Here is a 12,792-nt window from a genome sequence, read left to right as displayed (position 1 = left end):
TCAAAAATACCCTGGTTTGTACTCAAAATTACTTATGTCGGGTTTTCCTTCAAGATCGTTTGTAATTCCACTGATTTGTCAGCTACAACAGTAAAGCCTATAACGCCTAAACTCCTTTGTTTTATATAAATCAATAATAACAAAGGTTTGGAATTATTTATAAACTATTCTAATTATTGTTATAACTATTGAGAAAGGTGAAGTTTCATCTATTATAAAGGATTAGTAAAAATTATTTGTATGGACAGGAAATGTGACGTTTTAGTTTTGTAACAATTACTTTTTGCTTATTAATGATAAAACATAAAAATAATTGTATAATTCATTTGTGAGGAAGGAGCGTCCGTTTAGTGAGTGAAGAAATGAGAACAGGTAAGAGTGTTTTTGAATTAGAGCAAGAACAACTAAAAACATTACCGAAAAATAAAAATAAAGAATCAGAAAAAGATTATTCAACATATTTTCAAGGGCCATCAATGATTGATGGAAAAAAACGTAAAACAGTAGCTGAACATATTCAATATGCTTTAGAAAACGGTTTCCGTGGAATAGGCGAGGGAAAAAGTTATCATATCATGACTTATGGCTGCCAAATGAATGAGCATGACACAGAAGTAATGGCCGGGATTTTTATGCAGCTAGGCTACACACCAACAGAGGTGATTGAAGAGGCTGACGTTGTCTTGCTAAATACATGTGCTATTCGTGAAAATGCAGAAAACAAAGTATTTGGAGAACTTGGTTTCCTGCTGAAATATAAACGAAAAAACCCTGAGATGCTAATAGGGGTTTGTGGCTGTATGTCGCAAGAGGAATCTGTGGTAAATAAAATTTTAAGAAGCTACCCACATGTTGATATGGTGTTTGGTACACACAATATTCACCGTCTGCCAAACATTTTAAAAGAAGCCTACATGTCAAAAGAAATGGTCATAGAGGTTTGGTCTAAAGAAGGCGATGTCATTGAAAATCTGCCGAAGAAACGTCTTGGCTCCATTAAGGCTTGGGTTAATATTATGTATGGTTGCGATAAATTCTGTACGTATTGTATCGTTCCATATACACGTGGTAAAGAGCGCAGTCGCCGACCAGAGGAAATCATTGCTGAAGTTCGTGAGCTAGCGGCAGCGGGCTACAAAGAAATTATGTTATTGGGACAAAATGTCAACGCTTACGGTAAAGATTTTGAGGATATTGATTATCGTCTTGGCGATTTAATGGATGAATTAAGAAAGATCGATATTCCGCGGATTCGATTTACAACGAGTCATCCACGTGACTTTGATGATCATTTAATCGAAGTTCTTGCAAAACGTGGCAACTTAGTGGAGCATATCCATTTACCAGTACAATCGGGCTCGAATGACGTGCTAAAAATTATGGCGCGTAAATACACACGCGAGCATTTCCTTGGTTTAGTGGATAGAATTAAAGCGGCAATACCTGAAGTAACCTTAACAACAGATATTATCGTTGGCTATCCGAATGAAACAGAGGAACAGTTTGAGGAAACATTGTCCTTATACCGTGAAGTTGGCTTTGACGCAGCCTTTACGTATATTTATTCGCCGCGTGAAGGTACACCAGCTGCAAAAATGATTGACAATGTACCTGAAGAGGTGAAAAAAGAGCGTCTTCAACGTTTAAATGAAGTGGTGAGTGAATACTCTCGCAAAGCATTAGAGCGTTTAAATGGTCAGGTTGTCGAAGTATTAGTTGAAGGCACAAGTAAACGACGCGACGATGTGTTAGCGGGCTATACGAGGAAAAATCGTTTAGTTAACTTCAAAGCACCAGCAGAAGTAATTGGTCAATTAGTGAAAGTAAAAATAACAGAGACTACATCCTATTCACTTACTGGTGAATTTGTGGAAGTCGTAAAAAATGAAAAGGTGGAAGCATAAATGACACAAGTCTTATATACAAAAGAAGATTTAATTAAAAAATCACATGAAATTGCACATATGATTGCAAATACGCCAGAGGTTGAATTTTTCAAAAAAGCAGAAGCGCAAATTAACGAAAATCAACAAGTACGTGAACGTATTGCAAGCTTAAAAAGCTTACAAAAACAAGCGGTTAATTTCCAACACCTAGGGAAAGAAAAAGCATTAAAAATGATTGAAGATAAAATTGCTAAAATCGAGGAAGAAATTAATGCCATCCCAGTTGTGCAACAATTTAAAGAATCACAAGGCGATGTGAATGATTTATTGCAACTTGTTTCAAATACGATCGCAAATAATGTTACAAATGAAATTATTCGCTCAACTGGTGGCGATGTTCTTCGTGGTGAAACGGGTTCATACGTAGAAAATACTCAACCAGGTAGCTGCTCTTAACAGATTATAGAAATCAAAGCTCGAATGCTGTCATTCGAGCTTTTTTTACGTCTTCTTCTATTGAAGCATTCAGCTGCTATAATAGACCTCTCATCGAAAAGTTTTAAATGATCCATTTCATTCTCTAAAAATATATGTTCACCCAATGGGCGCTACCTGCATATGATGGAGTGAAAAGAGTCGAAGGAGGAATTGCGCTGAAACGTTTACGACAAATCGTGACGAAAGCAGTAGTTGCCAAAGGGAAGAAGAGAACGGAAGAACGTGTAACATTATCACCAACAAATAAACCGACAAGTATTTTAGGGTGCTGGGTAATCAATCACACTTGCTCTGCAAAAAGAGTCGGGAAATTTGTAGAAGTAACAGGGAAATTTGATGTCAATGTTTGGTATGCCTATAGTAATCATTCGAAAACAGCTGTGTTTTCTGAAACGATTCACTATAAAGACAAAGTGAAGCTTCACTATCGAGACGGTGAAATTAGCGTTGGTGATGATGTTCGTGTACGTGTGATACAAGAACCAAATTGTATTGAAGCGATTATCTCTCCATGTGGTACAAAGTTTGAAATTGTAGTGGAACGTGAAGTAGTTGTTGAGGTAATGGGTGAAACAACAATTTGTATTAGTGTCCATCCACTAGACTATGAAGAAGATTGGAGCCTTAATGATGAAAGTTCATCTTCATCCTCATCAAGCTCTAGTTCTAGCTCCTCCTCTTCAAGTCCTGAAGGAGAAGGTAGGTATGTGTTAGAGTCTTCATCGTTTCCTGATGAACGACCAAGATAAGTCTAAAAAACATCATTTTTTGATACATGCGAAATGCTAGCATCTTAAAAAAGGTGAATAAAGCGTTTCGCATGTATCTTTTGTTATAATAAATATATCTATAAGGCAAGAGCGAGGTAAATAGTGATATGACAACATATACACCAATGATGCAACAGTATCTACAGGTAAAGGAAGATTACAAAGATGCCTTTTTATTTTTTAGATTAGGTGACTTTTATGAAATGTTTTTTGAGGACGCAATCAATGCCTCACAAATTTTAGAAATTACATTAACAAGCCGAGATGCAGGCGCAAAAGAGCGAATACCAATGTGCGGTGTGCCGCATCATTCGGCTAAAAATTATATTGAAACACTTGTGCAAAAAGGCTATAAAGTGGCTATTTGTGAACAAACAGAAGATCCAAAGCAAGCAAAAGGTGTGGTCAAACGTGAAGTTGTTCAGCTTATCACACCAGGAACAATTATGGAAGGAAAGGCTCTTGATGGTAAATCTAATCATTTTATTGGAGCGGCAGAGCAATTAGATGACACAACATTTGGCTATGCTTATTTAGATTTATCCACAGGTGAAGCCGTAGCGTCTTCTATTGAAGGCGATGGAAAAGCCTTATTAATGCAAATGCAGGCTTACGGAATTCGAGAACTGATTGTCACGGATAGTTTGCAGCTATTATTAGCAGAGCATGCCGTCAATGCTGGGATCGTACTTTCAATTGAAGTGAATGAAATGCCTATGGACAAAGCAGCAAGTTATCTAGAAGCTGTACCAAAACCGTTACAAATTGCGTGTCTTCGATTGTTAGCTTATATTGACCAAACACAAATGAGATCTTTATCACATATTCAGGCATTCACGTTTAATGAAGTTAAAAATTATTTACGCATTGATTCTAGCTCAAAGCGCAATTTAGAGCTGATTCAATCGATTCGTGGTGGCGATCAAAAGGGTACACTCTTATGGCTATTAGATGACACCGTGACAGCGATGGGTGGACGGAAATTAAAGCAATGGCTACACCAACCGCTTGCCACACGTTCAGCAATAGAGGCTAGACTAGCGATTGTTACGGATTTATTGGAAGAATATTTTGTACGAACAGAGCTTCAAGCATCCTTAAAACAAGTATATGATTTAGAGCGTTTGGCTGGTCGTGTTGCTTTTGGCAATGTGGGTGGACGAGATTTAGCCCAATTGCGTGATTCTTTACGCCAAGTGCCAACTATTCAACAGCAGTTGGTGGGTTCAAATAAAGAAACATTACAGCAATTAGGTGCGGAACTTGATACATGCTCAGATGTCGAGGCATTATTAGCAAAAGCGATTACAGATAATCCCCCTATTACCATTAAAGAAGGGGATGTTATCCGTGACGGCTATAATGAACGCTTAGACGAACTTCGCTATGCCGCTCGTAATGGTAAGGATTGGATTGCCCAACTTGAACAAGAAGAGCGTGTGAAAACGGGTATTAAAAATTTAAAAATAGGCTATAATCGCATTTTTGGTTACTATATAGAAATTACAAAATCAAATATTCATTTAGCAGATTTAACACGCTATGAGCGAAAACAAACACTGGCGAATGCGGAACGCTATATTACACAGGAACTAAAAGAAAAAGAAGCATTGATTTTAAATGCTGAAGAAGAAAGCTTAACATTAGAGTACAACCTGTTTGTAAAAATTCGTGATGTATTAAAAACTTATATTCCGCGTGTCCAAGCACTAGCAGCAAACATTAGTGAATTGGATGTCTTATTAAGTTTTGCAAGCGTCTCAGAAAAATATCGATTTACGAAACCAGAATTTCACGGTGGACGTGCCCTTAAAATTATAGAAGGACGCCATCCTGTCGTTGAAAAAATGCTGAACAAGCAAATGTATGTACCAAACGATTGTGTGCTAGAAGAGCAGAACAATATGATGCTTATTACAGGGCCGAATATGTCTGGTAAAAGTACTTATATGCGTCAAGTAGCATTAATTGTTGTTATGGCTCAAATGGGCTGCTATGTACCTGCTGAAAAAGCGAAGCTACCAATTACCGATCAAATTTTTACTCGGATTGGGGCGGCTGATGATTTAGCGGCAGGACAATCTACATTTATGGTGGAGATGCTTGAATCGCAACATGCTATTATGCATGCAACAAAAAATAGCTTAATGCTATTTGATGAAATTGGACGTGGAACATCGACCTATGATGGTATGAGCTTGGCACAATCGATGATGGAATATATTCATGACAAAATAGGAGCCAATACGTTATTTTCTACGCACTATCATGAATTGACAGCACTTGAAAAGGATTTGCCACGCTTACAAAATGTGCATGTTTCAGCCACTGAAAAAAATGGTACGGTCGTTTTCCTGCATAAGGTGAAAAAAGGAGCGGCTGATAAATCCTATGGTATACATGTGGCACAGCTTGCTCAATTACCTGAGGAAATTTTAGCTAGAGCACGTGTATTACTTGAGAACTTTGAGGCAGGGAAAGAAGTAGTTGCCGAAACACAGGTGATAGCTGAACAACCAATACAGATGTCTTTATTTACAGAAGACGAACCGATTTCCCCAGCCGAGACAAAGGTGCTAAAGAAATTAGAAAAGGTAAATATTCTAGGTACTTCACCGATGCAGGCAATGAATATTTTATATGAGCTACAGCAAGAGCTAGTGAACGCTAAAAAATAAAGGAGTGATACGTTAGTGGGAAACATACAAATTATGGACGAATGGCTATCCAATAAAATCGCAGCAGGAGAGGTAGTAGAAAGGCCAGCTTCTGTTGTCAAAGAGCTAGTGGAAAATGCTATTGATGCTGGGAGTTCGTCCATTGATGTTTTTTTACTAGAAGCAGGTCTCACTTCTATTCAAGTAATAGATAATGGTAGCGGTATGGATGAAGAGGATGCACTAATGTCATTCTCTCGTCATGCTACTAGTAAAATTCATCAGGAACATGATTTATTTCGTATTCGAACACTTGGCTTCCGTGGTGAGGCGTTAGCATCCATAGCCTCTGTTTCTAAAATGACATTGATTACATCAAATGGTGAATCTGGAACACATTTAGAACTTGAAGGTGGACATATCCTCACTCATAAACCTGGTCCGTTACGTAAAGGGACTGATTTAACAGTCTCCCAGCTATTCTTTAATACACCTGCCCGTTTAAAATATATGAAAACCATTCAAACCGAACTAGGGCATACAATAGACCTGATGAATCGCCTCGCACTTGGTAATCCACAAATAGCATTCAGATTATTGCATAATGGTCAACAACTACTGCAAACAAATGGCCGAGGAGATGTACAACAAGTGCTAGCAGCTATTTATGGAATACATAATGCGAAGAAAATGGTGTCATTCCAAGGCGAGTCACATGATTATCGAATTTCTGGCTTTGTATCCTTACCAGAGGTAACACGTGCTTCTAAAAATTATATGTCTCTATTTGTTAATGGTCGTTGGGTCAAGCATTATTTAGTACAAAAGGCCATTGTGGATGCTTACCATACGTATTTACCTATCGAGCGCTTCCCAATAGTTGTTCTATATATAGAGGGTGATCCTTACTTAACAGACGTGAATGTGCATCCTGCAAAACATCAAATTCGTTTAAGTAAAGAGGCTGAGCTTTTAAAGTTAATAGAGGAAACCATTCGTGAAACAATACGCAACATTATTCGAGTCCCACAAATGGAAAAGAAAGAAAAAATAGTTAAACCAGCTACTGAGCAATTAAACATTTGGAAGCCTGCTCCGAAGATCGATGTGGAGAAAATGAATGCCATCGTAGAAAAATTATATGATGTCCAAACCATTCAAGAAAACAATCTTGAACAGATAGTTGAGCCTAAGCCTATTTCTATGGTTCGAGAGGAAAATTGGCAGCCTACATCACAAATAGAGGCTGAAACAATTGATGAAGTAACAATAGCCGTACAGTCGGAAATATTAGAAGAGATGCCTACGAAGGAACCCTTTCCTGAACTCGAAGTAGTGGGACAAATCCATGGCACATACATTGTCGCACAAATGGAGGATGGTTTTTATTTAATTGATCAGCATGCTGCTCAGGAACGTATTAAATACGAATTCTTCCGTGAAAAAGTCGGTCAAGTTAATCCTCATGAACGTCAGGCATTATTGTTACCACTAACATTCCATTATGCAGCAGATGAAGCACTGATCTTACGAGAACACAGGCATGAATTAGAAGCTGTAGGCGTATTTTTAGAGGAATTTGGACAGTCATCTTTTGTTGTACGTGAGCATCCGAGTTGGTTCCCACAAGGGGAGGAACAGGAAATCATTGAGGATTTAATTGAACAGGTGTTGACAACTAAAAAGGCTGATATCAAAAAACTACGTGAGGCAGCCGCAATTATGATGAGCTGTAAAAAGTCAATCAAAGCCAATCATTATTTAACAAAAGAGCAAATGGAAACATTGCTACGAGATTTACGCAATGCAGATAATCCATTTACATGCCCACACGGACGTCCAGTGCTTATTCACTTTACATCATATGAAGTGGAAAAAATGTTTAAACGGGTTATGTAAGGGAGAGGGGGAAAATGGATGGGTGAATTTATTTTAGCGATCGATCAAGGAACGACAAGTTCAAGAGCCATTTTATTTGATAAAAAAGGTCAAATTGTTCATGTAGCACAAAAAGAATTTCAACAAATTTTTCCAAAGGCTGGCTGGGTAGAGCATAATGCCAATGAAATATGGGGTTCTATCTTGTCCGTTATTGCGGCGGTATTAACCGAAAGTGGCCATGAAGCAAGTGAGGTTCATGCGATCGGCATTACCAATCAGCGCGAAACAACAGTGGTGTGGGATAAACACACAGGTCAGCCGATTTACAATGCGATTGTCTGGCAATCACGCCAAACACAGGACATTGTGAATACCTTAAAAGAACAAGGACAGGAAGAACATTTTCAGCAAAAGACAGGGCTTCGCTTAGATGCTTATTTTTCAGCGACAAAAATTAAATGGATCTTAGATAATGTTGAAGGCGCTCGTGAAAAGGCAGACAATGGGGATTTATTATTTGGGACGATTGATACATGGCTTGTTTGGCGATTATCAAAGGGAAAGGCTCATGTGACCGATTACTCAAATGCAGCTCGAACAATGCTCTACAATATTCATGAATTGAAGTGGGATGAGGAACTTTGTGAGCTTTTAGCTATCCCAATGTCCATGCTTCCAGAAGTGAGAAATTCATCAGAAATATATACAGAAACGGCTCCAAGTATATTTTTTGGAGAAAAAATTCCGATAGCTGGAATTGCGGGTGATCAGCAAGCCGCACTTTTTGGACAAACTTGTTTTACCAAAGGAATGGCTAAAAACACGTATGGCACTGGCTGCTTTATGCTATTAAATACAGGAGAGCAGGCAGTGACATCGGAAAATGGTTTATTGACAACCATTGCGTGGGGAATTGATGGGACAGTGACCTATGCATTGGAAGGTAGTGTATTTGTAGCAGGATCAGCTATTCAATGGCTACGCGATGGACTTAGGATGATTCGTACAGCAGAGGATTCTGAATCCTATGCTAGAAAAGTAGATCATACCGATGGGGTTTATGTTGTCCCTGCCTTTGTTGGACTCGGTACACCTTACTGGGATACAGATGCACGTGGCGCCATTTTTGGGTTAACACGTGGAACATCAAAAGAACATTTTATTCGAGCAACACTAGAATCATTAGCCTATCAAACGAAAGATGTACTAGATGCAATGGAAGAAGCAGCAGGTACTCCGATTGAAGTACTCCGTGTAGATGGTGGAGCTGTCAAAAATCAATTTTTAATGCAGTTCCAAAGTGATGTTTTACAGCTACAAGTAGAGCTAGCAAAACTGAATGAGTCAACAGCACTCGGTGCAGCCTATTTAGCGGGGCTGGCGACAAGCTTCTGGCCAAACCAAGAGGCTTTATCTGCATTATGGGTGAGTGGGGAAACCTATCAACCTCACATGGATGAAGAACAAGCCACAGCTCTGTATACAGGATGGCAGAAGGCTGTAGAGGCAACACGAATTTTTAAATCATAGCTATTGGGGGAGAAAGGTATGTTTTCATTTGAGCAGCGACCAAAAATTTTATATTATCTAGAGCACTATAGCTTTGACGTATTAGTCATTGGTGGTGGTATAACAGGTGCAGGAATTGCATTAGATGCCGCATCAAGAGGCCTTTCTGTCGCATTAATTGATATGCAGGATTTTTCAGCTGGTACGTCGAGCCGTTCAACCAAATTGATTCACGGTGGTCTACGTTATTTAAAGCAATTTGATGTAGGAGTTGTAGCCGAGGTAGGGCGAGAGCGTGAAATTGTTTATGATAATGCTGTACATGTCACAACGCCTGAAAAAATGCTATTACCTTTATATAAAAAGGGTTCACTCGGTCCCTTCACAACATCTATGGCATTAAAGGTCTATGACCGCTTGGCGGGCGTCAAAAAACATGAACGTAGAACGATGTTAAATGCTCAGGAAACCCTGGCATTAGAGCCTTTACTCAATCAAGATGGCTTAGTCGGCGGTGGCTATTATGTAGAATACCGTACAGATGATGCCCGTCTAACAATTGAAGTATTAAAAAAGGCTGTAGAATATGGAGCGCTTTGCCTCAACTATGCTGAAATGACGGAATTTATTTATGAAAAGAAAAAGCTTGTTGGCATTAAAGTGAGGGATCATGTGACGGGGAAAATGCTCAATGTCCATGCCGCCCAAATTGTGAATGCAACGGGTCCTTGGGTTGATGACGTACGACAAAAAGATAAAGTAGCAGATAACAAGCAATTACGTCTAACAAAGGGCGTTCATATTGTCCTCAAACAAAAGGATTTCCCGCTAAAGCAAGCTGTTTATTTTGATATTGCTGATGGTCGTATGGCCTTTGCCATTCCACGAGATGGCAAAACCTATGTAGGGACTACGGATACTGTCTATGAAGGTAATCCTGTACATCCAGTGGCAACACAGCAAGATGTGGATTATCTAATTGAGGCTGCTAAAAAGGTCTTTCCAACTGCTACTATCACAAGAGACACAATTGAATCCTCTTGGGCAGGCGTCCGACCTCTGATTTATGAAAAAGGTAAGGATCCATCAGAAATTTCAAGGAAAGATGAAATTTGGACAGCGCCAAGTGGTTTAATGACGATTGCGGGTGGCAAGCTTACGGGCTATCGCCAAATGGCTGAAACGATTGTGGATAAAATTGTGAAGTCCCGTCGCTACAAGCATGCAAGTGCCTGTTTAACACGTGAGCTAGCACTTTCTGGTGCAAAGGGAATTAACGCTATTAATTTCCCGGACTATATTGCCTATAAAGCTCGTGAAGGCGTACAATATGGCTTAAATTATGATGAAGCCAAGCATCTCGTACAAAAGTATGGCACGAATGTAGATGCCTTATTTGATCGGGTGAAATTTTTACATGAACATGGTAGTACAATGCCTCTTGCCTTACATGCGATGCTACTGTATGGCATTGAAGCCGAAATGGTCTATACACCAAGCGACTTCTTTATCCGTCGGACTGGTTTATTATACTTCGATATTGAAGCAGTAAAACTTTATAAACAGCAAGTGATTCAGGTGATGCAACAACGCTTAAATTATACAGAGGAGCAAAAAAATAGATATATTGCTGAATTAGAGCAAGCCATTAACGATGCAACAAATTTTGTGAAAGAAGGGGAGTAAGGGATGGAGCGTTATATTCAAATGTCGGATAAACAATTTGTCTTCACGCGAACATTGGAGCCTTCAACGCCATGTATTGGACATATTCACATTTTGCATGGCATGGCAGAGCACAGCGGTCGCTATTTAACATTTGCGAAAACACTCAACGCAGCAGGCTATGTTGTGACGATGCACGATCACCGTGGGCATGGTGAAACGGCAGCATATAATGGGACATTGGGCTTTTTTGCTGAAGAAAACGGCTTTGAGCGTGTAGTAAAAGATGCTCATGAAGTGATTACACAACTTCACGTACCATACGCTAATGTACCATTAATTCTCTTTGGCCATAGTATGGGTTCTTTCATTACTAGACGCTATATTCAATTATACGGAGAGCAAGTAGATAATGTTATTCTCTGTGGCACTGGAAATGTGACAGCCTTGCATGCTGTAGGAAATCTAGTAGCCAAGGCTTTAGCTAAGGGACTAGGAAAAGAAACTGAAAGTAAGCTGTTAAATCAATTGAGCTTTGGTAGCTTTAATAAGCAATTTCCTAATCCGAAGACTGCCTATGATTGGTTATGTTCAGTACAACAAGAGGTGGAAAAGTATATCGATGATCCCTATTGTGGCTTTATTCCAACGAATCAATTTTTCGTGGATTTAACAACTGGCTTTGCCACACTAAATCGTAAAAGAGAATTAGCAAAAGTAAGAAAAGACCTCCCTATTCTCTTGATTAGTGGCAGTAAAGATCCGGTTGGTGAACGGGGGCTAGGCGTTTACAAAGTTGCTGAACAGTTAGCAGCGGTGGGAGTAGAGGATGTAACGGTTTATTTATTCGAGGATAAACGACATGAAATTTTAAATGAAGACAATCAAGAAGCGGTCTTTCAAGTTTTATTACGGTGGTTAGAAAAATATGATAGAAACTAAATTGCAGCAGGCAGAGGTCGTAGCAATAGTAGGACCGACTGCCTCAGGTAAAACGGCATTAAGCATTGAACTGGCAAAAAAATATCACGGTGAAGTCATTAATGGTGATTCCATGCAAGTTTATAAAGGGCTCGATATTGGGACAGCTAAAATTACCGAAGAAGAGATGGAGGGCGTTCCTCATCATTTACTTAGCTTTTTAGAGCCTACAGAATCTTTTTCGGTAGCAGATTATCAAAAATTAGTACGTGCGAAGATCGCGGAAATACAAGCTCGTCAAAAATTACCTATAATAGTAGGAGGCTCTGGCTTATATGTACAAGCTGTCCTCTATGATTTCCAATTTACTGATGAAAAAGTAGATGAAGAAGCACGAAAAGCCTACTATGAGGAATTAGCAAAGCTTGGCCCTGAGGCAATGCATGACAAACTAAAACAACTAGACCCTCAAACAGCGGAGACAATCCATCCAAACAATACACGTCGTGTTATTCGTGCATTAGAAATGCTGGAATTAAGCGGTGTATCAAAAGCAGCTGAAGCGCAAAATCGAGGGGAAGTACCCCTTTACGACCATGTTATTTTAGGTCTAGGTCAAAACATGTCCCGTGACGTGCTATATGACCGTATTAATCGTCGTGTTGATTTAATGGTGGAAAATGGTCTTCTGCAAGAGGTGAAGGGATTATGGCAGCAAAATATCCGTGGAGTACAGTCTATACAAGCCATCGGGTATAAAGAATTATATGATTATTTAGATGGCAAATGTACCCTAGAGGAAGCCCTTGATAGCCTAAAACAAAATTCCCGTCGCTATGCAAAAAGACAGCTTACTTATTTCCGTAATAAAATGGATGTCCATTTTATTACGCCGGATGATCGATTATAAGAATAAAGAAAAATTTCTAAAAATTACTAATTGATAAATTGGTAGAACGTGCTACTATAGGAATGAAGAGGTAGAAAGTTAGTAGGGAGGCTATT

At 39.1% G+C, this 12,792-nt stretch carries 9 protein-coding genes; all 9 read left to right on the top strand.

Annotation, left to right across the window (positions count from 1 at the left end):
* Window positions 1-350: 350 nt before the first annotated feature.
* On the top strand, window positions 351-1,904 hold the full coding sequence (gene miaB, locus HXV90_RS09925; protein WP_406601356.1) for a tRNA (N6-isopentenyl adenosine(37)-C2)-methylthiotransferase MiaB: 1,554 nt from the start codon (window positions 351-353) through the stop codon (window positions 1,902-1,904).
* Entirely contained in the window at window positions 1,905-2,342 is a 438-nt protein-coding gene (locus HXV90_RS09920) for a YlbF/YmcA family competence regulator (protein WP_004225842.1), read from the top strand. It begins immediately after the preceding gene.
* A gap of 134 nt (window positions 2,343-2,476) precedes the next feature.
* A complete protein-coding gene (gene cotE / locus HXV90_RS09915) occupies window positions 2,477-3,133 on the top strand; it encodes an outer spore coat protein CotE (RefSeq protein ID WP_269898902.1) in 657 nt (218 codons plus the stop codon).
* 128 nt (window positions 3,134-3,261) lie between these two features.
* Window positions 3,262-5,832, top strand: coding sequence for a DNA mismatch repair protein MutS (mutS, locus tag HXV90_RS09910; protein WP_269898901.1), 2,571 nt, complete (start codon window positions 3,262-3,264; stop codon window positions 5,830-5,832).
* A gap of 15 nt (window positions 5,833-5,847) precedes the next feature.
* Complete coding sequence (mutL, locus tag HXV90_RS09905) at window positions 5,848-7,710, top strand: DNA mismatch repair endonuclease MutL (RefSeq protein ID WP_269898900.1); 1,863 nt, start codon at window positions 5,848-5,850, stop codon at window positions 7,708-7,710.
* Between the two features lie 18 nt (window positions 7,711-7,728).
* Window positions 7,729-9,222: a glycerol kinase GlpK gene (gene glpK / locus HXV90_RS09900; RefSeq protein ID WP_054550562.1), complete on the top strand. Its 1,494-nt coding sequence runs from the start codon at window positions 7,729-7,731 to the stop codon at window positions 9,220-9,222.
* An 18-nt stretch (window positions 9,223-9,240) separates the two neighbouring features.
* Complete coding sequence (locus tag HXV90_RS09895) at window positions 9,241-10,887, top strand: glycerol-3-phosphate dehydrogenase/oxidase (RefSeq protein ID WP_112117525.1); 1,647 nt, start codon at window positions 9,241-9,243, stop codon at window positions 10,885-10,887.
* 3 nt (window positions 10,888-10,890) lie between these two features.
* Window positions 10,891-11,808, top strand: a complete 918-nt coding sequence (locus HXV90_RS09890) for an alpha/beta fold hydrolase (protein WP_269898899.1) — start codon at window positions 10,891-10,893, stop codon at window positions 11,806-11,808.
* Entirely contained in the window at window positions 11,795-12,697 is a 903-nt protein-coding gene (miaA, locus tag HXV90_RS09885) for a tRNA (adenosine(37)-N6)-dimethylallyltransferase MiaA (protein WP_269898898.1), read from the top strand. The genes HXV90_RS09890 and miaA overlap by 14 nt, the downstream gene beginning before the upstream one ends.
* The last annotated feature ends 95 nt before the right edge of the window (window positions 12,698-12,792 follow it).

Source organism: Lysinibacillus sp. JK80 (assembly GCF_027557635.1).
GTDB lineage: Bacteria > Bacillota > Bacilli > Bacillales_A > Planococcaceae > Lysinibacillus > Lysinibacillus capsici.
Note: the sequence above shows the minus strand (reverse complement) of the source record. Positions and strands in the feature narration are given on the sequence as shown.